Origin of the sequence: Nonomuraea sp. C10, assembly GCF_008017515.1 — a bacterium.
Classification (GTDB): domain Bacteria; phylum Actinomycetota; class Actinomycetes; order Streptosporangiales; family Streptosporangiaceae; genus Nonomuraea; species Nonomuraea ferruginea.
Genome location: NZ_VPFF01000001.1, coordinates 2,014,651 through 2,039,100, shown reverse-complemented (window position 1 = coordinate 2,039,100; position 24,450 = coordinate 2,014,651). Strand labels below are relative to the sequence as shown.

The 24,450-nt window shown below is 74.0% G+C and carries 16 protein-coding genes; 3 read left to right on the top strand and 13 right to left on the bottom strand.

Annotated features, from left to right (window positions below; translation table 11 throughout):
- Positions 1 to 12: 12 nt before the first annotated feature.
- The gene (locus FR742_RS09110) at positions 13 to 1,608 is read right to left on the bottom strand and encodes a citrate synthase (RefSeq protein WP_261808432.1); all 1,596 of its coding nucleotides are present in this window, start codon (positions 1,606 to 1,608) and stop codon (positions 13 to 15) included.
- Positions 1,609 to 1,669: 61 nt separating this feature from the next.
- Here FR742_RS09110 and FR742_RS09105 point away from each other — a divergent pair, with 61 nt between their 5' ends.
- Positions 1,670 to 2,884 (top strand): LeuA family protein, encoded by a 1,215-nt coding sequence (locus tag FR742_RS09105; protein WP_148030543.1) that lies wholly within the window; start codon positions 1,670 to 1,672, stop codon positions 2,882 to 2,884.
- A 3-nt stretch (positions 2,885 to 2,887) separates the two neighbouring features.
- Here the strand turns inward: FR742_RS09105 and FR742_RS09100 are convergent, their stop codons facing one another.
- The 3 genes from FR742_RS09100 to FR742_RS09090 all read right to left on the bottom strand — a co-directional run bounded on the left by FR742_RS09100 (position 2,888) and on the right by FR742_RS09090 (position 9,484).
- Positions 2,888 to 4,447 (bottom strand): OmpA family protein, encoded by a 1,560-nt coding sequence (locus FR742_RS09100; RefSeq protein ID WP_261808849.1) that lies wholly within the window; start codon positions 4,445 to 4,447, stop codon positions 2,888 to 2,890.
- Positions 4,448 to 4,642: 195 nt separating this feature from the next.
- Complete coding sequence (locus FR742_RS09095; protein WP_148030541.1) at positions 4,643 to 8,362, bottom strand: AAA family ATPase; 3,720 nt, start codon at positions 8,360 to 8,362, stop codon at positions 4,643 to 4,645.
- Entirely contained in the window at positions 8,363 to 9,484 is a 1,122-nt protein-coding gene (locus FR742_RS09090; protein ID WP_148030540.1) for an exonuclease SbcCD subunit D, read from the bottom strand. It lies immediately after the preceding gene.
- A gap of 106 nt (positions 9,485 to 9,590) precedes the next feature.
- On the opposite strand from FR742_RS09090, the gene FR742_RS09085 reads away from it, so the two are divergent.
- Complete coding sequence (locus tag FR742_RS09085) at positions 9,591 to 11,081, top strand: S9 family peptidase (protein ID WP_148030539.1); 1,491 nt, start codon at positions 9,591 to 9,593, stop codon at positions 11,079 to 11,081.
- A gap of 13 nt (positions 11,082 to 11,094) precedes the next feature.
- Here FR742_RS09085 and FR742_RS09080 read toward each other — a convergent pair whose 3' ends face one another.
- Positions 11,095 to 12,021 carry an alpha/beta hydrolase gene (locus tag FR742_RS09080; protein WP_148030538.1) on the bottom strand — a complete coding sequence of 309 codons (927 nt, stop codon included), beginning with the start codon at positions 12,019 to 12,021 and terminating at the stop codon, positions 11,095 to 11,097.
- Position 12,022: 1 nt separating this feature from the next.
- Positions 12,023 to 12,886 carry an enoyl-CoA hydratase-related protein gene (locus FR742_RS09075; protein WP_148030537.1) on the bottom strand — a complete coding sequence of 288 codons (864 nt, stop codon included), beginning with the start codon at positions 12,884 to 12,886 and terminating at the stop codon, positions 12,023 to 12,025.
- Positions 12,887 to 13,028: 142 nt separating this feature from the next.
- Between FR742_RS09075 and FR742_RS09070 the strand changes: the two genes are divergently transcribed.
- The gene (locus FR742_RS09070; RefSeq protein WP_261808431.1) at positions 13,029 to 14,534 is read left to right on the top strand and encodes an LCP family protein; all 1,506 of its coding nucleotides are present in this window, start codon (positions 13,029 to 13,031) and stop codon (positions 14,532 to 14,534) included.
- A gap of 22 nt (positions 14,535 to 14,556) precedes the next feature.
- Here the strand turns inward: FR742_RS09070 and FR742_RS09065 are convergent, their stop codons facing one another.
- The 7 genes from FR742_RS09065 to FR742_RS09035 all read right to left on the bottom strand — a co-directional run bounded on the left by FR742_RS09065 (position 14,557) and on the right by FR742_RS09035 (position 24,444).
- Complete coding sequence (locus FR742_RS09065; RefSeq protein WP_187281060.1) at positions 14,557 to 15,567, bottom strand: enolase C-terminal domain-like protein; 1,011 nt, start codon at positions 15,565 to 15,567, stop codon at positions 14,557 to 14,559.
- Positions 15,568 to 15,578: 11 nt separating this feature from the next.
- Positions 15,579 to 16,949: an MFS transporter gene (locus FR742_RS09060; RefSeq protein WP_261808430.1), complete on the bottom strand. Its 1,371-nt coding sequence runs from the start codon at positions 16,947 to 16,949 to the stop codon at positions 15,579 to 15,581.
- Between the two features lie 63 nt (positions 16,950 to 17,012).
- Positions 17,013 to 18,194: a VWA domain-containing protein gene (locus tag FR742_RS09055; RefSeq protein WP_148030536.1), complete on the bottom strand. Its 1,182-nt coding sequence runs from the start codon at positions 18,192 to 18,194 to the stop codon at positions 17,013 to 17,015.
- A complete protein-coding gene (locus FR742_RS09050; protein WP_148030535.1) occupies positions 18,187 to 20,547 on the bottom strand; it encodes a DUF5682 family protein in 2,361 nt (786 codons plus the stop codon). The genes FR742_RS09055 and FR742_RS09050 overlap by 8 nt, the downstream gene beginning before the upstream one ends.
- Positions 20,544 to 21,608, bottom strand: coding sequence for an AAA family ATPase (locus FR742_RS09045; protein ID WP_148030534.1), 1,065 nt, complete (start codon positions 21,606 to 21,608; stop codon positions 20,544 to 20,546). Before FR742_RS09045 ends, FR742_RS09050 begins: the two co-directional genes overlap by 4 nt.
- Positions 21,605 to 22,984 carry a DUF5691 domain-containing protein gene (locus tag FR742_RS09040; RefSeq protein ID WP_261808429.1) on the bottom strand — a complete coding sequence of 460 codons (1,380 nt, stop codon included), beginning with the start codon at positions 22,982 to 22,984 and terminating at the stop codon, positions 21,605 to 21,607. Before FR742_RS09040 ends, FR742_RS09045 begins: the two co-directional genes overlap by 4 nt.
- On the bottom strand, positions 22,981 to 24,444 hold the full coding sequence (locus tag FR742_RS09035; RefSeq protein ID WP_261808428.1) for an SWIM zinc finger family protein: 1,464 nt from the start codon (positions 24,442 to 24,444) through the stop codon (positions 22,981 to 22,983). The genes FR742_RS09040 and FR742_RS09035 overlap by 4 nt, the downstream gene beginning before the upstream one ends.
- Positions 24,445 to 24,450 lie beyond the last annotated feature (6 nt).

Genomic DNA, 24,450 nt, shown 5'->3' with positions numbered 1-24,450 from the left:
GAGCGGCCGGGTTCAGGGTCTGGGGATCGGCGGGCCGGTGTAGGAGGCGCGCAGCCGCAGGAGGGAACCTCGGGCGTACTCCTCCATGGCGTGGGCGAGCCAGCCGGCGGTCCTGGCGACGGCGAAGATCGCCTCGCCCGCGCCGGAGGTCATGCCGGCGACGGCGGCGAGGGTGGCGAGGCCGAAGTCGACGTTGGGCTCGGGGAGCCGTCGCCGGCGCGCCTCGGCCAGGACGGCTCGGGCGGCGGCGAGCCGGTCATGGCCGGGGGCGGCCTCCGTCACCAGGTCGAGGAGCGTGGTGGCGCGGGCGTCGCCGTTCTTGTAGACGGTGTGGCCGAAGCCGGGGATGCGCTCGCCGCGGCGGATCCGGTCGGCGATCACGCGGGGCACGTCGGAGGGGCGGGTGACCTCGGCGAGGAGGCGTTCTGCGGCGTAGGAGGCGCCACCGTGCAGGGGGCCGCCCAGCACGCCCAGACCGGTGATGACGACGGCGTACGGGTCGGCCTTGGCGGAGGCGGCGACCCGCGCGGCCAGCGTGGAGGCGGCCAGCTCATGGTCGGCGAGCAGAACGAGCGCGGCTTCCAGTGCCCGGAGCAGGGACGGGCTCGGAGGGTGCGGCGTCAGGCGGGGCCACAGCCGCTCGGCGATCGAGCGAGGCACGGGACTGCTGCTCTCCGCGGCAGTGCCTGCTTCCGGCTCTCGCTGCCCGGCCCCCCGCCCGCGTTCCGGCACGGCCTGCCCAGCGTCGTCACCGAGCCACTCGACCTCGGGTCTGAGCCGCCCGCCCTCGTCACGGCGTCCCGGTCCGAACCCGCCGGACTCATCGCCCGACCCGGGTCTGAGCCGTCCCGGCGCGTCTCCCGACCTCGGTGCGGGCCGTCCCGGCTCATCTGCCCATCCCGGTGCGGGCCGGCTGAACTCATCGTCGGGCTCTGGCCTGGATGGGTCATGGGCGTCTGGTGGGCCCAGTACCGGGAGGGCGTCGACGAGGCCGGTGATGAGGCGGCGGGCGGTGGCGGTGACCGAGGGCGGGTCTAGCTGGAAGCGGAGCAGGTCGGTGGCGCCGAGGACGGTGGTGATGACCTGGAGGCGGTCGAGCGGGAGGAGCGACTCGGGGAGGCCGCGTTGCGCGGCGACGGCGGCCTGGACGGCATCCGCGTCGGCCTGCCAGGTGGGCGCCGTCCCGGGCTCCCGGTCGGGGGGATCGTCCCTTCCGACCCCGGAACGATCCTTCGTGACCGTGCCGGGGCTGTCGGCCGAGGGGCCGGGGGGGCTTTCTGGGCCGGCCGGGGAGGCGTGCTCGGTCCAGAGCCATTCGGCCGTCGCCTCGAAGCCGGCGGTGCGGGCGAGGGTGAGGGCGTCGTGGCCGCGGTAGTAGGGGCGGTCGGCCCCCAGAGCGGTGACGGCTGACTCGATGACCAGCTCGGGCGGCTGGCCCCGGGGCCTGCCCCGCCGGGCCAGGGTCTCGATCTCGGCGGCGTCGAAGAGGCTGCGGCGGCCCTCGTGGCGCCGCTTGAGCACCCCGCGGCTCACGTACGCGTACAGGGTGGCCCGTTTGACGCCCAGCCGGTCGGCGGCCGTGGCCGCGTCGATCCACTCCACACCCATCTCCATATGTTGATGAAAATCAATATTGATACACATTGAAGGAACATGTCAACGTTGCTGCATGCCCAAAGTTCACTTCCTTGACGTGACGAACCGGGACGGCGTGCAGACCGCGCGCACCGGCCTGTCGAAGTTCGGCAAGACCATGGTCAACTTCTATCTGGCCAGGCTCGGCGTGGCGCAGTCGGAGATCGGGTTCCCTTTCCTGTTCCACGAGGTCCCGTACGTGCGGGCGCAGGTGGCGCTGGCCGAGGCGGGGGCGTTCGGCGAGCTGCGGCTGTCCGGGTGGTGCCGGGGCGTGGCGGCGGACGTGGAGAAGGCGGCGCCACTCGGTCTCAGGCACTACAACCTGTCGATCTCCACCAGCGACTACATGATCCAGAACAAGTTCCGCGGCCGGCTCGACCGGGGCGCGATCATCCGGGAGATGACCGCCGCGGTGCGCACCGCAAAGGCGGCGGGCGCGCGGACCGTGGGGGTGAACGCCGAGGACGGGTCGCGGACCGACGACGGGTTCCTGCTGGAGTTCGCGCTGGCGGCGAAGGAGGCGGGCGCGGACCGGATCCGCTACTGCGACACGATCGGCGGCGACACGCCTGACCGGATCAGGGAGCGGTTCGCCAAGCTGGCCTCGGCGGTGGCGCTGCCGGTGGAGACGCACTGCCACAACGACCTCGGCATGGCGGTGGCCAACTCGGTGTCGGGCGCGCTCGGCGACCTCGACGCGGGCCAGGACGCGTGGATCAACACCTGCGTCAACGGCATCGGCGAGCGCTCCGGCAACGCCGACCTGCTGTCGACGATCCTGGCGTTCCGGCACGGCTTCGGGCTGGCCGCGGAGATCGGCGACGCGCTGGACCTGACGTGGGCCAGGAGGTTCGGGCTGTGGGCGGCCCACGCCTTCGGCCAGCCTCTCCCGTACCACCAGGTCGGGGTGGGGCGGAACGCGTTCGCGCACGAGAGCGGCATCCACGCCGACGGGGCGCTGAAGGACCACGGCAACTACGAGCTGTACGACGAGGCGACGCTCGGCCCGTTCCCGGAGGACTGGCACGCGCGCGACGGCCGGGTGGTGCTGACGGGCGAGTACGGCGGGAAGGCCGGGTTCCGGCACGTGATGGACGGGCTCGGGGCGGAGGTGGCGGACGAGGACCTGAGCTTCAAGCTGGTGCAGCTCTGCAACGCGATGACGGGCAGGCCGCTCACGGACGACGAGCTGCGCCTGATCGCGGCCTACCCGCGCGAGCTGTCCCTGCTCTTCCCCGGCCAGTTGTGACGGTCACGACACGGGGATGTCCTTCACCTCGCCCAGGTCGGCCGCCTCCAGGGTGATGGACGTGACGTCGTCGCCGGGCGCCGGATAGTAGACGTACGAGCGGTTGACCTCACCCTTCTCCAGGACGAACACGGAGTTCTCGACGAACTCGGTGTGCATCTTGAGCGGGTGGTAGCGCGCCTGGGTCTCCGGATCCACCAGGATGAACGCCCCGTAGTCGGACGCGGCCGAGAAGTTGTGGGCGAACCCCTTGAACGGGTCGGGTATCGGGATGTAGTGGTCCTTCACCGACACCACGTCGAACACCGCCACCAGATAGGCCCCGTCACGGTAGAAGGGGTGGAAGTCCACCCGCAGCCGGCCCCCGGAGCGCGGCCACTCCAGCGAACCGACGACCGGCCCCGCCTCGGCCCGGTAAGGGGCGGGCTCGCGGGTGGAGCCCCTGACGTCCGTCGCCGTCCCCGTGGTGACCGTGACGTCCGGCCGATCCCGCTTGATCGTGTACGAGATCTCGACCCGCCGGTTGCGGGCCCGGCCCTCGGGGTCGTCGCCGCCGTCCCGCTTCTCGTTCCTGGCGATCGGCTCGTTCTCACCCTTGCCTTCGGCCTTGTACGTGTAGTCACCGCCGAGCTCGGCCACCAGGTAGTCGCGGACGGCCTCGGCACGCTCGACCGACAGCCGCTGGTTGTAGGTGCCGCCGCCCTTGCTGTCGGTGTGCCCTTCGATGAGGATGGGCGGCTTGTCCGGGTCGGCGCGCTCGCGGGTCTCCGCGACGGCCTCGTCCAGGACGGCCGCGGCCTTGTCCGACAGCGTCGCCTCGTCGAAGGCGAAGAGCACGTCGGTGCGGAGCGCCACGGTCTCCTGGCCGCCTTCCTGGAACGTGGTCTTCTCCGGGGTCTCGACCAACTCGTTCAGCCCGGACACCCCGGACCAGTGGTCGCCCTCGGGGAGCACCACCGGCCACTGGTGTTCCCCGCCCTCGCCGCGCTTCCTGGCGACGGGCGGCGGGGCTCCGTCGGTGACGGGGATGCCGGTGGTGGGGGCCATCGCCAGATCGGGTACGAGCGAGACGCTCTTCACACCGCCGGGCAGCGGCGGGAAGTACACCTCGACCGGATAGCGCACGCCCGGCTCGAAATCCTCGGGATACCCGTCGCCGTGGCGGGTGCCGAACGCCCGCTCCCCGGACTTCTCCCGCAGCGTGAGGTACATCTTCCCGCCCACGGGGTCAAGCAGCCGGAACCTGCCGAAGGTGACGCTCTGTCCGGGGAGCCCGTCGTACCCGAACCCGCCTGGCGTCTTGGTGTCCTCCGTGGTCGAGATCTCCATCCTCAGCACGGTCAGCTCCTCGTGCCGTTCGACCGCACGGACCTCGACCCGGAACGGGTTGGACGCGTGGAACCCGACCAGGCCCTCGCGCGCGTAACCGGCTCCGGAAACGGAGGCCGAAGGCGCGGCGGAGGGCGACACCGCAGTGGGCGACGCGGCGGCGGGAGAGGGCGACGGCGGGCCGGCCCGCTCGGGGGCACCGCCGCATCCCGCGACCGCGGTGACCAGGAGCACGGCTGTCAACCCGGCGCCACGCATACGATCAGACCTCCCGATCGACGACGTGCGGGAGTATACGGAGCCGTCTGGGCCGTTACGTCGCATTCGGCGGTATTCGCGGGGTCCAGGCCGCCCCACCTGGCCTGCCGCGTTTCCGCACGTGCCACATCGTCGCAGATCAGCGATTACGGTGATCCGCGGGAACGGGGCCTAACCGGTGGTCGCCGCCAAGGTGGAGCCGGTGCGGGTCTTGGTCACCTTGAGCTGGGCGGGGATGCGAGAGCGCAGCTCGGCCACGTGGCTGACGATGCCCACCGCGCGGCCCCCGTCACGCAGGCCGTCGAGGATGTCGAGCACGCCGTCGAGGGTGTCCTCGTCCAAGGTGCCGAACCCCTCGTCGACGAAGAGCGTGCCGATCTCGGCGCCGCCCGCCTCGGCCGTCACCACGTCGGCCAGGCCGAGAGCCAGCGCCAGAGAGGTGATGAAGCTTTCCCCGCCGGACAGCGTGGCCGGATCACGCTCGACCCCGGTCCACCCGTCGAACACCCGGAGACCCAGGCCGCCGCCGGAGCGCGACCGGGACCCGGCGGTCTTGGCCAGGTCGTGGCGGAGCAGGTAGCGCCCGCCGGACATGTGGTCGAGGCGGTCGTTGGCGGCGTCCACGACCTGGCGGAGGCGTTCGCCGAGCACGTAGGAGGACAGGCTCATGCTCCACTGGTTGTCGCCGGACGTGCCGGCGGCCAGCGCGGCCAGTTGCTCGGCCAGCTTGTGGCGCTCGGCGGCGGGGCGCCACCGGGCCACGCATCCGGCCAGCTCCTCGCGCAGCTCGGCCAGCCGGTCGGCCCTGGCTTCGGCCCGGTCGCGGGCGGAGGCCAGGGCGGTCCGGGCCCGCTCGGCCTCGTCCCTCTCGGCGGAGAGCCGCGCCAGGTCAGGCGCCGGCTCCGCGGCCGCCGCTATCAGCTCCGGGTCCTCGAGTACGGCGGTGACGGCGGCGAGCTGGTCGTCCAGCCTGCGCAGCGTCTCGGCCTTGCTCTCCAGCTCGGCGGCGCTCCTGGCGGCGGCCGAGGCGTCGGCGGTGTCGGCGAACCCGGCCTCACGCGCCGCCTCCTGAGCGGCGTCGTGTGCCGTGACCCGCTCGCCTTCCGCGGCCACGGCCGCCCTGGTCGCCTCCAGCGCCTCCCCCAGCAGTTCGGCCTCGTCGGTGAGCCTGGTCAGCCGGGCCGTGATCGTGGGATCGTCGCCGCGCGCCTCGTCCAGCCTGGCGCCCAGCCGGGCGGCATCGGCGCTCAGCTCCTCCTGGCGGGTCCGGCCGGCGGCCAGCCTCGTGGCCACCCGCCGCGCCTCCTCCTGGAGCGCCTCCCTCTCACGCCCGCGCCGCGTCACCTCCGCGACCAGCGCGCCCTCCTCCCCGGCGACCTCCCGCAGCCGGGCGACCTCCCGATCCAGCAGGCGCAACGCCTCACGCACGTCCTCCTGCCGGACCTCCTCGCCATCCGCCAACCCACGCAGGTTCTCCTGATCGAGGCCTCTTGCCTCGTCGGAGGTGTCCGGGTGCTGTGTGGCGTTCTCAAGGTGACGTGGGGCGGCGTTCTCGATGACGTCGCGCAGGGTGAGGCGGGTGTGGAGGCGGGCGCGTTCGGCTCGCAGGTGGGCGGTGTGGGTGCGGTGGGCGGCGAGGGTCTCGCCCAGTTCGCGGGCGCGGTCGCGGACCTGTTCGCGCTCCGCCTCCGCCCGCTCCAGCTCGGCCGCCAGGCGCGGCTCGCGGTCGGCGACCTCGCGGAGGCGGGTCAGCTCCCGTTCGGCCTCCTCCACCCCGGCCTCGGCGTCCTCGACGGCCAGCCCCGCCGTGGCGGCCAGCGCGTCGGCGTGGCGGGAGTCCAGGGAAGCGAGCACCCGCTCGGCGGACTCGCGCTCGGCGACCGCCGCCTCGTGCTCGCGCTCGGCGTCGAGCTCGTCGTCCGGTGAGGGCGCGCTGGGCGCAGGGGACGCCGGGTGCGGGTGGTGGTCGGAGCCGCAGACCGTGCACGGCCGCCCGTCGGCGAGGTCGCGGGCCAGCTCGGCGGCCATCCCGTCGATGCGGGCCTGACGGACGTCGAGCCAGCGCTCGCGCAGGTTCTGTGCCCGGTCGACGACCTCCTGGTGCACGGCCCTGGCGGCTTCCAGCTCGGCGGCGAGCGCGTCGCGGCGGCGGGCCTGGTCGAGCGTCGTGCGGGCCGAGTCCAGGACGGCCGCCGCCGCCGGGATGCCCGCCGCCTCGGCGCGCACCTCCGCCAGCCGGGCGGCGGCCTCGGCGACCCGCTCGGGCAGCTCCGCCTCGGCGGCCGCGACCTCCGCCTCCTGCTCCCCCAGCGCCTCCAGCTCGGTGGCCAGCCGGGCGAGCTCCCGATCGGTCTCGATCAGGCGGGCCGCGACCTCTCGTACGGCCTCGACCGCCGGGATCCGGGCGGCGGCGGCGCGCGCCCCGGCCAGCCTCCGCTCGCCCTCCTCGATGAGCGCCGGCAGGTCGGCCAGCCGCTCACCCACCTGCACGTCCTCGCGTCCGAGAGCGGTCAGCTCCTCCTCCAGCCGGCTGAGGTCCCGCCTTACGACGAGCAGCCGTGCTTCCTCGGTGAGCAGCTCGGACAGGCGGGCGATCTCGCTCCGGCGTTCCCTTTCGAGGACGGCGAGCCGCTCGGGAGCCACCCACCCGGCCACGGAGACGTCCCCTTGCGACGGCTCGGCGAGGCCCCCGGGGGTACGGAGGAGGATCGGCCGCGCGCGGGCCAGGGCGTCGGCGGCGAGGGCACGGGCCTTGGCCGCGGCTTCCGTGCGCTGGCGGGCGGCGGCGATGAGCGGGACGACGGAGCCGGCGCGGTGGGCGTCGTCGAGGATGGCCTGAAGCTCGGCGCGTTCCTCGGCCCGCTCGTCGAGGGTGCGGCGCAGGGTCAGGGCCTCGGCGTGGCGGCGCTGCCGTTCGGCGAGAGCGGACGCCCGGTCGAACCGCCCGGTCGCGGCCCGCCACGCCTCCTCGGCCTCGGCCTGGTCATCGGCGCCGCGGGAGACGGCGGCCTCGGCGGCCTTCAGGAGAAGACCCGCCCAGGACACCGGGTCCTCCTCCGGAGCAGGCGGCTCAGGAGCGACACCGGCCTCCAGCGAAGCAGCCCTCTCCGTCGGAACGGACCTGACGCCCGGCGGAGTGGAACCGGTCGCGTTCTCCGCCGAGGTGAGGTGGAACCCGGCAGGGGCGGGGGTGGGCTCAGGAGGGGTGGGGTGGAGGAGGGCGGGGCCGGCGGCTTCGGCGACTCGGTGGACGGCGTACTCCACCTGCTGGCGCAGCTCCTGCTGCGACCGGAACGCCTGCTTGCGGTGCTCGGCCAGCCACGCCTCGGCCTGGGTGAAGATCTTGACGGTGAACAGCCGTTCCAGCAGCTTGCGACGCTCCAGCCCGTCGGCGCGCAGGAAGCGCGCGAAGTCGCCCTGCGGCAGCATCGCCACCTGGCAGAACTGGTCGGCGTTCATCCCCAGCAGCCCGCCCACCAGGTCGCCCGCCTCGTCGGCGCGGGTGGTCAGCCCGGCCCAGCCGGAGCCGCGCCGCTCCTCGACGATGACCTTGGCCTTCTCCTCGGTGTAGCCGGTGCCGCGGAGCTTGGGCCGCTGCCAGGCCGGGGAGCGGTGGATGCGGAGTAAGCGGCCCCGGATGCTCACTTCGAGCGTCACGGACGGCCCCGCCCCGGGCGGGGCGTGGTCGCAGCGCAGGCTGCGGGCGCTGTTGCGCTGGCCGGGCACCTGCCCGTAGAGGGCGAAGCAGAGGGCGTCGAGGACGGTGGTCTTGCCCGCCCCCGTCGGCCCGTGCACGAGGAACAGACCCGATTCGGTCAAGGCGTCGAAGTCGACCGTCTCGGGCCGGGGGAAGGACCCGAACGCCGTCAGCGAGAGCCGGTGCGGCCGCATCTACGCCATCGTCTCCTTCACCCTCGACTCCTCGATGGCCCGTCTTAGCAGCTCTTGCTCTTCGCGTGTGGCAGGCTCGCCGCGCACCTCGCGGACGAAGTCGAGCGCGACCTCCGCCTCCGGCCGCCCGTGCAGCCTGGCCGGCGCGGGCGCGGCCCGCTCGCCTTCCGGCTCGAAGGACAGGGCCAGCGTGTGGGGGAAGCGGGCGCGTAACCGGTCCATGGCGGCGCGCGGCCGTACGGGGTCGGTGAGGACGACCTGCAGCCAGTGATCCTCGACGTTCTCGTACCGGGGCGAGGTGAGCAGGTCGTCGAGCCGGCCCGAGAGGCGGCCGACGGGGCGCGGCACCGGCGCGGGCACGAACTCCGCCGCGGCCTCCTTCCCCGGGCCGAGCGTCACCAGCCAGGACCCCTTGAGCTGCCCCGCCTCGGAGAACGAGTAGGCCAGCGGGGAGCCGGAGTAGCGGACCGTCTCGGACATGCGCTGGCGGCCGTGGAGGTGGCCGAGCGCGACGTAGTCGACCCCGGCGAAGGCCGCCAGCGGGACGTGGGCGACCCCGCCGACGCTGATGTCGCGTTCGCTGTCGCTGGCCGCTCCCCCGGTCACGAACGCGTGCGCGAGCACCACCGAGCGGGGGTGGCGGGCGGCGTCGGCGCGGACGCGGTCCATGGCGTGGGTGAGCGCGGCGGTGTGGCTGCGCTCGGTCAGCTCCCAGGGGCGGCGGACCAGCTCGGGCTCCAGGTAGGGGATGCCGTAGAAGGCGACGTCGTCGATCACCACGGGCTCCCACGCCTGGGCGGGGTCGGTGCGGAGGTGGACGCCCGACGCCTCGATCAGGGCGGCGCCGAAGCCGAGCCGGCGCGCCGAGTCGTGGTTGCCGCTGATCAGGATCGTGCGCGCGCCCGCCTCCCGCAGGCGGCGCAGCGCCTCGTTGCACAGCGCGACGGCGTCGACCGGCGGCAGCGCCCGGTCGTAGACGTCGCCGGCGACGAGCACGACGTCGACCCGCTCGGCCCGCACGGTCTCCACCAGGTGGTCGACGAACGCCGCCTGCCCGTCGAGCAGGCTCTCGCGGTGGAACGAGCGGCCCAGGTGCCAGTCGGAGGTGTGCAGGATCCGCATTCGCAGGAAGCTAACAGGTCCCGCTGACAAATGCGGCCCCCTGCGCCACATGAGCTGGGAGTAAGCTGAAAGATCGACGGGCAAACCAACGCACATGGGGAGGCCGATGCGGACTGGCCGTGGCATTCTGAGCGTTGCCGCCGGTCTGTTGCTGGTGGCTCTGGCGTCCGTCGGGTACATCCTGCCGCCCGCGTTCGACCCGCCGCCGCTCAAGGCCGATGTCGCATTACAATCGCTGCCTCCCCAGCCCCCCGCGGAGCTGCGCCCGGTGACGAGGGTCTCCGACTTCCGGGAGGAGGAGATCTCGGTCCGGGCCGAAGGGCAGACGCTCCACGGAACGGTCCGATTTCCGGTGAAGCCGGGCCGCTACCCGGCGATGGTGTTCGTGTCGGGCTCCGGCAACGGGTCGCGGACGGAGTTCACGCCGCAGGCGGAGTTCCTGTCCCGGTCGGGCGTGGTGACGCTGGCGTTCGACAAGCGGACGGTCGGCTACAACTTCCGCGACCGCGACTTCTCGCTGCTCGCGGACGACGCGCTGCGCATGGTCGAGTATCTGCGCACCCGCTCCGACGTCGACCCGGTCCGCGTCGGCGTCTGGGGCGTGAGCGAGGGCGGCTGGGTGGTGCCGATCGCCGCGGCCAAGAGCGCGAGCGTCGGGTTCGTGGTGCTGGTCTCGTCGCCGAACGTCTCGCCGCTGCGGCAGGTCGCCTGGGCGCTGAACGAGCAGCTGCTGCGGCTGCGCGCCCCCGTGGGCGTGCGCGACCTGCTGACCAGGGCGATGGGCGCGGTCGGCTTCGACTTCCTGCGCTATGACGCGCAGCCCGCGCTGGACCGGATCGAGCAGCCGGTGCTGGCCTTCTACGGCACCACCGACCCGTCGATCCCGTTCGTGGAGTCGACGGACGCCCTGCTGCGCGGCATGAAGGCGGCCGGGAACGACCGCTACACGATCCGCTTCATGGCCGAGGGCGACCACGCGATGCGGGTGCGCGGCGGCGACTTCACCGCCGGTTACCTCGACACGCTCGCCAACTGGATCCTCGGCCTGCCGGCCACCGCCAAGCCCACGGCGCACGTCGCGGGGGCGACGCCGGTGCAGCGGTTCCAGGCGGCCGACGTGCCGGCCGCGCCGTGGTACGCGGGCGGCACGATGCTGGGCCTGACGATCTGCCTGGCCGCCGTCGGCTACGTGGCGGGCCCGGTCGCGGCGATGGTGGTACGGCTGCGCGGCCGGCATCACATCCCGGAGCTGAACGCCAGGCTGTGGCCGCCGATCAGGCGCAGGCTGGCCAAGATGGTGTGGACCGGTCTCGGCCTGCTGCTGTCGGTGGTGGCGTTCATCATGCTGCTGGTGCTGTTCAGCATCAACCAGGCGGGGGCCTGGCCGGCGGTGCTGGCGGGCTGGCTCGTGGTGCGGGTGCTGGCGGTGCTGATGCTCATCCAGGAGGTCACCGCGGTGGCCGCGGTGGTGTCGGGCCTGCGCGAGGGCATGCGGCCGAGCCGCTGGCAGCACGTGGCGATCGCGGGCGTGCTGGGCGGCACCGGCCTGCTGCTGGTCGCGGCGGCCTACTACGGACTGTTCTCGTTCCCCTGGTAGGGGACCGCGCGGACTACGTCAGCCCGGCCGCTGGACGCGACCCGACATAGGTGGCCATCCAGCGGTCGAGCTCGGCGAACACCTGCTTGCGCACCGGCTCGGCCGACAGCACCAGGTCGTGCACGCCGCCGTCGACGCGCACGCACGTGACGTGCGGGCCGAGCGAGGTCGCCCAGCGGGCCATGTGTTCGGGGTCGAGCACGATGTCGGCCGAGCGTGCTTCCGGTACGAAGTCCCGTACCCGCAGGCCCTTGCCGGCGGCGAGGACGAGCACGGGCACGTCCACCTTCAGCCCGCACTGCAGGCGGCGCTGGGCGCGCCGGATGGCGGCCAGCCAGGTGGCGTGCACCGGGAACCCGCCGAGCGGCTTCAGCTCCAGGTCGTAGTGCCACTCGCCGCCGTGGTCGCGGTGGAGGCTGTGGCCGTAGGCGTGGCTGGAGCCGAGCGGGAGCGGCCTGAGCACGTACGAGAGCGGGGTCTTGAGCAGGTCGGCGGCCAGGCGGAGCGGGCGGGAGACGTTGAGGTCGAAGAAGGGGCTGTTGAGCACGAGCCCCTGCACCAGGCCGCGGCCGCGGACCCGGTCGGCCCAGAGCGGGGCGATGAGCCCGCCGGTGGAGTGGGCGTTGATGGTCAGCTCGTCGTGGTCGCGCCGGATCAGGCGGACGGCCTCGTCGATCTCCGGGAAGTACTCGGTGACGCTGCGCACCAGGCCCCGGGTCTGGTGCGGCAGCAGCGAGCGGCCGTACTTGCGCAGGTCGAGCGCGTAGAAGTCGATGCCGTGCCCGACGTAGTGGTCGGCCAGGTGGTCCTGGAAGAAGTAGTCGGTGAAGCCGTGGATGTAGAGCACCGCCCGGCGCGATCCGGTCCGCTTGGAGATCAGGGTCGCCACGACCTCGCCCTCGTAGTCGGGCGGCATGGCGAGCACGGTCGTCTCGTACATGTCAGCCACCATACGGATCATCGGGCCACGACGGCACTCCCGGGGGGAGGTCCTCGCCGACGGACATCGGAAAGGCGGGCGGCCGCTTCTCCAGGAACGCGGTGACGCCCTCGGCCGCGTCGGCGGCGGGGCCCAGCTCGGTCATGAGCCGGGAGTCGGCCGCGTGCGCCTCCCACGGCGAGGACGCCGACAGCCCCGACCACATCAGCCTGCGCACGGCGGCCACCGACACCGCGGAGGTGTTCTCGGCGATCTCGCGGGCGAGCGCGTACGCGGCGGGCAGCAGTTCCTCTCCCGGGTAGACGCGTGACACCAGCCGGCCTTCCAGCGCTTCGGCGGCGCCGAAGACCCGGCCGGTGGCGGCCCACTCCATGGCCTGCGCGATGCCGACGATCCTGGGCAGGAACCAGCTGGAGGCGGCCTCGGGCACGATGCCGCGGCGGGCGAAGACGAACCCGAGCTTGGCGGTGTCGGCGGCCAGCCGGATGTCCATCGGCAGCGTCATCGTGAGGCCGACGCCGACGGCGGCGCCGTTGATCGCGGCGATGACGGGCTTGAGCGATCGGGCGACGCGCAGCGCGACGGTGCCGCCGCCGTCACGCGGATAGCCGTTCACCAGCTCGGCTTCGCGTCCGGACCGGCCGAACGTGCCGCCGCCGCCGCTCAGGTCGGCGCCCGCGCAGAAGGCCCGGCCCGCGCCGGTGACGACCACCGCGCGCACCTCGTCGTCGGCGTCGGCCAGGTCGAAGGCCTCGATCAGCTCGGCGCGCATGGTCAGCGTGAACGCGTTGAGCCGGTCGGGGCGATACAGGGTGATGGTCGCGACCTGGTCGGCCACGCCGTACTGGATCTCGGTGAACGCCATGGACCGAATCTTATTCGGTGACAGATGTTCATCCATTCATAAACATAGATTTCGTATTTTGTCCGTAGGCTGCCGCCTCGATTCGGGCCTATGTGATGAACTTCGGGGAAGCGGTGATCTGGTGTTCCAGGGGAGGATTCGGGTGGGTGCGCTACGGCTCGTCGGCTGGCTGGTGCTCGCTGCGCTGGCGCCCGGCGCCGCCCACCTGAAGGCGGGGTGGCGCAGGACGGGCCTGACGCTGCTCAGCGTGTACGCCGCCGCCCTGCTCGGGCTCCTCGCCCTCTGGCTGACCACCGACCTGGGCTCCCTGGCCGGGGTGCTCGTCGACGACACCTCGCTGGTGCTGGGCACCTTCGCCGCGGGCCTGCTGGGCATCGCGTGGTTCACCCTGATCGTGCACTCGTTCACGGTGCTGCGGCCCGGCCTGCTGCGCCAGGCCGAGCAGATCGTCACCGGGGCGCTCGCCGGGCTGCTCGCCGTCGCGGTGCTCACGCCGTTCGCGCTGGTCACGCAGTACGCGTGGACGGGCCGGGAGACGATCAACCACATCTTCAAGAACCCCGGGACGGACCCCCAGGCCGACGGCGACCGGCCGGTGCCGGCCGAGGACCCGTGGGCCGGCCGGGAGCGGGTGAACATCCTGCTGCTGGGCGGCGACGCCGACGACCACCGGCCGGGCGTCCGCACCGACAGCATGCACCTGGCCAGCGTGGACGTGAAGACGGGCAACACGGTCCTGTTCAGCCTGCCGCGCAACCTGGAGAACGTGCGGTTCAAGCCGGGCACGCCGATGGCCGAGCGCTTCCCCGACGGCTTCCGCCTGCCGGCCGACGCCGCCGGCGGCCGCAGCGACCTGCTCAACAGCGTCTGGGAGTACTCCGACGCGCACCCGGAGATCTTCGGCGGCAAGCGTGACCAGGGCCCCGGGGTCCTGATGGAGACCATCGGCCACACGCTGGGGCTGGAGGTCGACTGGTACGCGCTGGTCAACATGTGGGGGTTCGCCCGGCTGATCGACGCGATCGGCGGCGTCACCATCACCGTCGAGCAGGACGTGGTCTTCGGCAAGTACAACGAGGGCCTGGTGAAGGCCGGCACGCGCAGGCTGAAGGGCGCGGACGCCATGTGGTACGCCCGCTCCCGCACCAACAGCGACGACTACACCCGGATGGGCCGCCAGCGATGCGTGATCAGCGCGCTGCTCCACCAGGCGGACCCGGCGACGGTGCTCTCCAGGTTCACCGCGATCGCCGGGGCGACCGAGGATCTGGTCGAGACCGACATCCCCCGCGACATGCTGACCCATCTGGTGCCGCTCGCGCTGAAGGCACAGGACGCGAAGGCGACCAGCGTCCAGTTCGTGCCGCCGCTGATCAAGACGTACGACCCCGACTGGCGGGAGATCCGCAAGCTCGTCCGCAAGGCGCTCCGCGAATCCACCGGCGCCGCGCCGGTCGCGGCCTCGGCCACCCCCGAGGCCAGTTCCGAGGCCACCCCCGAGGCCACCCCGGACGCCACCCCCGAGGCCACCTCTGCGGCCACCCTCGCGGCCACCGCCACGCCGTCGCCCTCGAAGACGCCGAAGAAGACCGCGGACCCTGACGAGAGCTCCGCCACGGACCTCTCGGCGGGCTGCGGCAAGGCCTAGCGCCCGCTCGACCGAATCCGGCTCAGCCGGTGAAGGTGAAGTAGTCCTTCGCCAGGCGGCGCAGCCGGGTCTCGTCGACGGTGTGGCCGAGGCCGGGCTGGGTGAACGGGACGGCGATGACGCCCGCGTTCGCGCCCACGACCGGGGTGACGATCTGGTTGTTGCGCGGCGGCTGCGTCACGTCGCACGGCAGCGTGCAGCCCGGCAGGCTGCCGACGGCGACGGTGGCCGCCCTGGCCAGCCCGGCGCCCTGACCGCCCGCGCACTGGATGTCCCACCCGGCCGCGACCGCGCGGTCATGGGCGCGGCGGGTCTCGCTGATCGACGGGAAGGCGGACGGCCGCAGCAGCAGCACCCTGGCCGCGCGCAGCGTCAGGTAGTCGTCGAGGTCGGCGGTGCGGTGGACCTCGACCGCGACCGAGGCGCTCACCTGGTCCTGCAGGTCGGCGTGCGCGTACACGTCGCCGGCCGGGAAGGGGCGCTCGATCACCTCCAGCCCGTAGGAGTCGAGCGCGACGAGCTGGCCGCCGTCGGTGTAGGCGTTGCCGCAGTCGACGGCGAGCGTGAGCGCGGGGTAGGCGGCGCGCACGGCCCGGACCGGCTCGACGTCCCAGCCGGGCCGCACGTCGAGCGTCACGTGGCCGTAGCCGGCGCACACCTGCTGGTTGACCCGCGTCACCAGGCTCTCTATCGACAGGTCGGGGGTGAGCCGCACGGTCGCCATCAGCGAGGTGCGGGTGCCGCCGATCGCGTCGGCGAGCGGCACGCCGCGCATCCGGGTCCACAGGTCCCAGCAGGCCATGTCGACGGCCGGGTCACCGCTGGGCACGCTGTCGGGGTGTTCCCAGTCGACGCCGATGAGCACCGCCCCGAGCGTCTCCTCCAGCCTGGACCAGGACTTGGGCGCGGGGCTGACGGCCTCGCCCCAGCCGGTCATGCCGCCGTAGTCGGTCAGCTTCACCAGCAGGCACTCCGTGCGCCTGCCGTAGGGCAGCACGACACGAAGCACCTCCAGCTCCCGCACTCGCGGCATGAGCCCCCCTCTTATGACGCGGCCTCCTCCAGTGTGCCTGCCCCGGCGGGGTGGACGAAACGGGGGGCCACCCACGCGGCGCCGAGGGCGAGCACGACGGTGAAGGCGAGTCCCACGAGGTAGCCCTGCCCGGTGGCGGTGAACAGGGCGCCGCTAACGGCGACGGCGACCACGGTGAACACCGACTCGCCGACCCCGAGCGCCGCCGCGTTGCCGCCCTCCTCGCCCTTCGCCGACATCTCCAGGACCAGCACCGACACCGTGGGGTGGAGCATGCCGATGCCCAGCCCGGAGATCGCCATCGCGACGTGCGCGAGCCCGATCGGGACCGCGTCGACGAGGACGAGCGAGACCAGCGAGATGCCGGCCGCGATCATGAGGGCGCCGCCGCGCAGGGCGGTCATGTTGCCGATCGTGCCGCGGCCCTTGATCCAGGAACCGGCGGACCAGCCGAGCGCGCCGACCGTCAGCACCACCCCCGCGGCGGCCAGCGACAAACCGCGCTCCTGGGTGAGCATGAGCGGGATCAGGACCTGGGCGGCCATGAGCGAGCCGTAGGCGAGACCGCGCAGCACGGGCCCGCTCGGCAGGCCGCGGGCGGCCCGGAGCGAACCGGCGGGCAGCAGCCGGGGCAGCGCGACGGCCAGCAGCGCGCCGCCCGCGGCCAGCAGCGGCACGCCGCCCAGCCCGAGCGCGCTGCCGTACTGGATGAGCGCGGCGGCGACGGCGGTGAGCGCGGCCCAGGCGAGCTTGCCGCCGATCGCCGGGGCGTCCGCCGCGCCGGCCCCGCCCGTGGCCCGGTCGCCGCCGCCCCGCCAGAGCAGCAGTGCCGCGGGCACCACGATCAGGGACACGCCGTAGAAGATCCACCGCCAGCCGGCGTGCTCGGCCACCAGCCCGGCGATCGTCGGCCCCACCATCGAGGGCACCACCCACGCGGCCGAGAACAGGGCGAAGACCTTCGGGTGCAGCTCCGGCGGGTACACCCGGGCCACGAACACGTACAGCGCCACCTGGATCAGCCCGGCCCCGAGCCCCTGCACGAACCGGCCCGCGACGAGGACCTCCATGGTCGGCGCCGCGCCCGCGAGCAGCAGGCCCGCGACGAAGGCGGCCACCCCCGCGGCGATGGGCGGCATCGGCCCGCTCCTGTCGCTCCACCGCCCGCCGAGCACGGTGGCGATCACGCTCGCCGCCAGCGTGGCGCTGAAGGCCAGGTTGTACAGGTGCAGGCCGCCGAGCTCGCGGGCCACGACCGGCATCGCGGTGGTCACCGCCATCGCCTCGAAGGCCACCAGCATGATCAGCGCGACCAGCCCCACGCTGAGCCCGCGGTATCGGGAGGAGAGCACGCCGGGGGCGCGCTCCGCAGTCATCGTCATGATCCGTCAAGCTACGCGAACCGGCGGGCCGGCACATCGGGCGCAGGGCGTAGGCCGTCCGCCCTAGGGACCTGCCTGGCCGGGGCCGCCGAGGTTGCGTTCGGCCCACCGGCCGATGTCGCGGCGCTCGATCGCCGCGGCCATCAGATCGGGGAAGGCGTCGGGGGTGCAGGCGAACGCGGGCACGCCCATCGCCGCCAGCGCCGCCGCGTTCTCGTGGTCGTAGAACGGCGCGCCCTCGTCGGACAGGGCCAGCAGCACGATCACCTGGACGCCGGCCTGGGTCATCGCGGCCACCCGGCGCAGCATCTCCCGCCGGATGCCGCCCTCGTACAGGTCGCTGATCAGCACGAAGATCGAGTCGGCCGGCCGGGTGATGAGGCCCTGGCAGTAGGCGATGGCCCTGTTGATGTCGGTGCCGCCGCCGAGCTGGGTGCCGAACAGCAGCTCCACCGGGTCGTGCAGCTGGTCGGTCAGGTCGGCCACGGACGTGTCGAAGACCACCAGCGACGTCTTGAGCGAGCGCATCGAGGCCAGGACGGCGCCGAACACGCTGGAGTAGACCACCGAGGCCGCCATCGACCCGCTCTGGTCGATGGCCAGCACCACCTCGCGCTGGACCGCCCGCTGTCTGCGCGCGTAGCCGACGAGCCGCGACGGGACGACGGTCTCGCGCTCCGGCAGGTAGTTCTTCAGATTGGCGCGGATCGTGCGGTCCCAGTCGATGTCGGCCGCGCGCCTGGGGCGGTGGTTCCTGGCGCTGCGGTCGAGCGCGCCGGTGACGGCCGCCCTGGTCTTCTGGGCGAGCCGTCTCTCCAGCTCGGCCACCACCGCGCGGACCACCGCCCTGGCGGACTCGCGGGCCTGGTCGGGCATCACCCTGTTGAGCGACAGCAGCGTGCCCACCAGGTGGACGTCGGGCTCGACGGCGTCCAGCATCTCCGGCTCCAGGAGCAGGCGGGTGAGGTCGAGCCGCTCGATCGCGTCCTTCTGCATCACCTGGACGACCGTGGCGGGGAAGTAGGTCCTGATGTCGCCCAGCCAGCGGGCCACCCGTGGCGCCGACGCGCCCAGCCCGCCTTCGCGCCCGCCCGCCTTGCCGCCCCCGCCGCCCTGCCCGTAGAGGGCGGCCAGCGCCGCGTCCATCCCCGCGTCGGCGCCCCGCAGGCCGTGGCCGGTGCCGTCGGCGTCGCCGCCGCCGAGCACCAGCCGCCACCGGCGCAGCCGCTCGTCCTGGTCAGCCATGCGCACTCCCCAAGATCTCCAGCACGGTGCGCGCGGCCGCTCCCGCGCGCCGCTCGTCCAGCTCCGGCTCCGCGGCCTCCGCCGCGCGCCCGCCCTGCCGCACGCGCTCCCCCACCGCTCTCCTCTCGGGTACGGCGAAGCTGCCGAAGGTACGCCGCAGCAGGGGCAGCACCTCGACGAACTGCTCCGCGCCGAGCCCCGTGAGCCACTCGTCGACCAGCCCGAACAGGCGCGGATCGTGCACCAGCAGCAGGCCGCCGCCGGACAGGAACCCCTCGACCCAGGCGGCCGTCCTGGCGGGCGCCTCGCCGCGCGACGCGGCCCTGGCCATCCGGTCGCCGGCGTCGCCGATCTCCCCGGCGTCGAGCAGGATCCGGGTCAGCCGCCCCTCGACCAGGCCGTGCAGATCCTGACGCCCGCACAGCCCGAGCAACGTGGCGAGCCACCGCTCACGCGGCGACGCCGCGCCGCCGCCGGGCTGCCCGCCCGGCCCCTCGTCCAGCAGGCCCATGGCCGTGTGCACGGCGTCGACGTGGCCGAGCAGCCCGGCCGCCGCCTCGTCGTCCAGCCGGGTCACCGCGACGGGCAGGCCCACGCAGATCCGGTCGAGCATCGACCGCACGATCACCGTCAGCCCTTCGGCCGAGGTCCCGCGCACGTCGCCGTACCGGTGCGCGCGCACCATCGCCGGCAGCGCCGCCATCAGCCGGGTGACGTCGGTGTCGAGCGCCGCCTTGGCGGACAGCGCGGCCAGCACGTCGGGCAGCGCCCCGGGCAGGTCGGCCAGCAGGCACTGCTCCACCAGCCCGGTCAGCTCCGCCAGCGACACCCCACCGGACCTACCGCCCTGCGACGCCCCTCCGGACCCTTCGCCCTGCGACGCCCCGCCCGGCCCACCACCGGACCCGGGAGAACCCCCTGCCGTCCCACCGGGCCCCGGCGGACCACCGGGCATCGGTCCGGGAGCGGGCGTGCCGGTGGCGCGGTCGCGGGCGTGGCGGGTCGCGGCGGTCGCGACCGTGGTGCCGAGAGCCGCCCGCTCGATCAGCGCCAGGTCGAACTCCGGCTCCCACCGCAGCCGCCACGTCTCCCTGAACGTGCCCTTGCCCCGCGCCTCCCCCGGCTCCCCCCAGCCGACCCCGAGCAGCCGCAGCCGGTGCAGCAGATGGCTGCGCGCCAGGTCGAGCGGCTTGCGCAGGTCCAGATCGAGCTCACGGTCGAGGGCCTCGGGCTTGAGCCGCACCTTGCGCTGCTGGTCGCGCAGGTCACGCTGGAGCGGCACCATCGGCGTGCCGTCGGTGACCAGCCCCAGCCGGTCGCCGACGACCAGCCGCCGGTGGATCAGCTCGACGGCCAGGTCGTCGCCCTCGCACAGCACCGCCCGGGCCGCCTCGGTCACCTCGCCCAGCCCGGCCAGCGGCCGGCCGCGCAGCGCCGCCAGCCCGTGGGCGAGCCGCGACGCCTCGATCACGTGCGCCGGCGACACCGCCAGCCCTTCGTCGCGCAGCACCCCCGCCGCCCCGGTCAGCCACCGCTCGATCGGCCGGTCGGGGGCCGTGAACAGGTGGTCGTACCAGCCGGGCGAGGTGATGCCCGCCCCGTAGCCGCTCCACCAGGCCAGCCGCCCATACGTCCACGGCACCCAGGTCAGCTCCGCCTTCACCCTGGGCATCCCGCGCAGCACCGCGTTGTCGTCCTTGACCGGCGGCAGCGGCCCGGACAGCGCGGGGACGTGCCAGGCCCCGCAGATCACGGCGATCCGCCCGTGCCCTTCCTTGATCGCCGCACGCAGGGTCTTGCGCATGTACGCCTCGCGCCTGGCCTCCCGCCCGGCCGGTACGTACCCTTCCCGGACGGCGGCCACGGCCTCGGCGATGACCTCGAACGGCGTGTCGCCCCGGTGCTCGACCACGTCCTCCCACCACCGCTCCGGGTCGTCGTATCCGGCGGCGTGGGCCAGCGCCCCGATGGGGTCGAGCCGCGTCGTCTCCTCCGCGGACTCCGGAGCGGGCTCGGCGGGCTCCGAGGGCTCCGAGGGCTCCGCGAGGGTGTGGGCGGCGGGAAGGTCGCAGAAGCGGACCGGGACGCCCGCACCGACCCCGTACAGGATCGCCTGCCATTCCGGGGAGAAGCGGGCGAACGGCCAGAAGGCGGCGCTGGACGCGCTGCCGGGGACGTGGGCCAGCAGCGCGACCGGCGGCTCCAGGTCAGGGGCGAGGCGGACGAGGGAGTCGGCCTCCGGCGGGCCCTCGACGAGGATGACGTCGGGGCGCAGGCGTTCGAGCTCGGCCCGGACGGCGCGGGCCGAGCCGGGGCCGTGGTGGCGGACGCCCAGGACGGAGACGCCGCTCATGAGACCTCGCGGCAGGCGCGGTAGAAGTCGCGCCAGTCGGACCGCTCGCGCACGACCGTCTCCAGGTACTCGCGCCACACCACCCGGTCGGACACCGGCTCCTGCACCACCGCGCCGACGATGCCGGCGGCCACGTCGGCGGGCCGCAGCACGCCGTCGCCGAAGTGGGCGGCCAGGGCGATGCCGCTGGTCAGCACCGAGATCGCCTCGGCGGTGGACAGCGTGGCGCTGGGCGACTTGACCTTGGTGCGGCCGTCCTCGGTCAGGCCGGCGCGCAGCTCGCGGAAGACGGTCACGACGCGGCGGATCTCCGACAGCGCGGTCGCCGTCTCGGGCAGCTCCAGCGAGCGGCCGAGCTGGGCGACGCGGCGGGCGACGATGTCGACCTCCTCCTCGGCCGTGGCGGGCACCGGCAGCACGACCGTGTTGAAGCGGCGGCGCAGCGCGCTGGACAGCTCGTTGACGCCGCGGTCGCGGTCGTTGGCGGTGGCGATGACGTTGAAGCCGCGTTCGGCCTGCACCTCGCGGTTGAGCTCCGGGATGGGCAGCGTCTTCTCCGACAGCACGGTGATCAGCGCGTCCTGCACGTCGGACGGCATGCGGGTGAGCTCCTCGACCCTGGCCACCCGCCCCTCGGCCATCGCCCGCATCACCGGGGACGGCGTCAGCGCGTCCAGGGACGGGCCCTCGGCCAGCAGCCGCGCGTAGTTCCACCCGTACCGGATGGCCTCCTCGGCGGTGCCGGCGGTGCCCTGGACGAGCAGCGTCGAGTCGCCGCTGACGGCGGCGGCGAGGTGCTCCGACAGCCAGGTCTTGGCGGTGCCGGGCACGCCGAGCAGCAGCAGCGCCCGGTCGGTCGCCAGGGTGGCGACGGCGACCTCGACGATGCGGCGGGCGCCGACGTACTTGGGGGTGACGCGGTCGCCGTCGCCGAGGATGTAGGTGGTGACCGCCCACGGCGAGAGCTTCCAGCCGGGCGGGCGCGCCCGGTCGTCCTCCTTGGCGAGCAGGGCCAGCTCGTCGGCGTACTGGTCTTCCGCGTGGGGACGCAGAACGGTCATGACAGCTCCTTGAACATGTCGGCGCGGAAGCGCAGCGAGGCGGCCACCCGCTGGACGGCCGGCGCGGGCGAGTAGCTCTCGGCCAGCGGGGCCAGGCCGGGGTCGAGGCGTTCGCCGGCCAGCCGGACCAGCTCGTCGAGGTTCCACGGCTGGCTGGCGGCCACTTTGACGATCTTGTGCAGGACGGCCGAGGCGAGCGGCTCCCGCCAGTAGGGCGACACCCCGCCGAGCACCATGATCAGCTGGCTGTCGAGGTCGTGGCCCAGGGTGAACCCGGCGGCGAGCTCCTGCTGCTCGTCAGGGCCGAGCGCCTCCAGCAGGTCGGCGATCGGATCCCAGGCGAACATCGCCCGCGCCCAGGCCGGGTCGCGCTGCAGCACCGCGGCGCGCACCCAGCCGGCCTTCACCTCGCCGTCCCACTCGGGGATGCGGCGGGCGAGCAGGCTCTCGGGCGGCTCGCCCCACATCGTCAGCGGCGCGCGGGCGATCACCTGCTGCAGCCACCAGGCCCGCTCGCCGAACCCGCGCGGCGGCTTGGCCCTGATGCCGTCGCGCTCCATCACGCCGTCGCACCCCGCGGGCGGCTCGACGAGGATCGCGGCGGGCGTGACGGTCAGGCAGGCGCGGGCCCGTTCGGCCATCCGCCGCGACAGCCGGGACCCCGGCAGGCGGGTGAGCAGGTTGGCGGCCTCCTGGCGCACCTCGCGCCGCCGGTCGTCGAGCGCCGACTCCAGGAACGGCTCGTCGTCCATGGACAGCCCGTCGGCCAGCATCTCCGTGAACGCGGCCCGGTCGTCGGGCGTCTCGCGCTCCCACGTGGTCTCGAGCAGCCGCCGTGCCCCGGCGGGGTCCTGCTTCCTGAGCCGCCGCAGGTGGGCGCGCCGGTCCGCGGCGCTGCCCAGCTCCCACGTCTCTCCGGTCGGCTCGTCCAGGAGGTAGGCCCACGCGGGGTTGCGCGCGGCGAGCCACCGGCCGCGCCGACCGGCGATCACCCCGAGGTGGGCGCGCACGGATCGGTCCCACCGGCCGCGTTCGAGCAGCTCGGGCAGCACGTAAGGCGGCACCCTGCGGCCCGTCGCGGCGGCGACGGCCAGCCATTCGGGCAGCAGCCTCTCGTGCTCGCCGCCCACGATGCGCGCCAGCCGCTCGGCGGCGCGCCTGCCGACCGGCTCCTGCTCCTCCCCGGGCGCGGCCTCCTCGCCCTCGGGCTCCACGGGCCGCCGCCCGGCGCGCCGCCGCACCGTCTCGACGGCGGCGGCGCCGAGCAGGTCTCCGGGGTACGGCCGGCGATCGGTCCCGACGAGGGCCGTCGAGGCCAGCTCCTCCCAGTCGTTCGCCGTCGCCCGGAGGGCCGCCGAAGGGTCGCCGGTCTTCACAGGATCACCACCGTCCCGTCCTCGTCCCAGGTCGTCAGGGGGCGCAGGCCGCGCGGCGTCCACTCGGCGGCCACCGTCACCGGCCGCCCGCCGGACACGGCGAGCAGCCGCCACACCCCGCGCCACGAGGCCAGCAGCGGGAACCCGGCCAGCGTGGCCTCCCCCGGCACCACACCGGTCAGCACCAGCGGCCACGACTCGGTCCACGGGTCGGCGGCCAGCGCCGCGGCGACCTCCCCCATCGCGTCGTCGGCACTCATCCCCGGCACGACCCCGCCCGCTTCCGAAGAAGCCCCGCGCGCATCCCCCGCAGACGACCCCGTCTCAGCGCCCGATCCGCCCATCAGAGGCGCCTCTGGGGAGTCGGCGCGCACGCCCGTACGAGGAGAGCCGGCTCCCGAAAGGGACGGCGACGCATGCCCCGCGAGCGTTCCCGAAGGAGCCGAGGGCTGCGGCGCGTGTTCTGCGACGGCTTCCCGAAGGGCGGGTGGGTGGCGGTGGGCGACGAGGGCGCGGAGGGGGGCGGCGCCGGGGTAGAAGGCGAGGTCGGCGTCGATGGCGGTGCCCGTCACCAGGGAGGCGTCGAGGGGCTGGCCGGAGGGGGCGAAGGACAGGATGAGCGCGGCGCGGCCGGTCGAGCGGCCGCGCAGCCAGACGCGGCGGGCCGTGAGCCGGTCCTGCTCCTCGTCGCGCCGGCCGAGGACGTCCCACCGGTCGCGCACCACCGGACGGGCCAGCACCTCCTCCCGGGTGACCGGGAACCCGACCCGCATCAGCACCGTCTCGGCCAGCTCCGGGGGCAGCTCGGCGCGCCTGCGGTAGGCGACGGCGAGGAGGTGGAGCAGGGCGTGCTCCTCCAGCAGCCGGCCCGGCCACTCGTCCTCGTCCCTGACCCGGGCGAGCCTGGTCACCATGCCGGCCGCGCCCGGCGCCTGGGCGTCGATGAGCCGTTTGGCCAGACCTTCCCAGTCGTGCGGCGCGGCCGTGGCCAAGCCCTGACGGATCTGGTCGGCCAGCCAGCGCTCCAGCTCCGCCAGCCCGGCCGCGACCCGCCCGTGCCGCAACGACTCGCCGTTGCGGGGCGGCGGGGACGGCGCGGCTTCGAGGCGGGCGGCCGAGCGGGCGGCGCGGGCCTCGCGCTGGGCCAGCCACTCCCCCGCCCACGCGGGCAGCCCGTCCGCATGCGGGACGCCGTCAGAGGACCACAGGAGCAGCAGCCCCAGGGCGTGCTTGCAGGGGAACTTGCGGCTCGGGCAGCTGCACCGGTAGGCGGGCTCGCCCAGGTCGACGCAGGCCTGATAGGGCGTGGCGCCGCTGCCCTCGCACTCGCCGAACAGCACCTCGCCCGTCAGACCGCGCACCGGCCACCTGCCCGGCGCGGCGACCCCCTGGGCGGCCTTCCGTGAGGACGCGTCGGGGGCGAGGGAGAGGACCTGATCACGGCTCCACCGTTCGATCACTCGCCG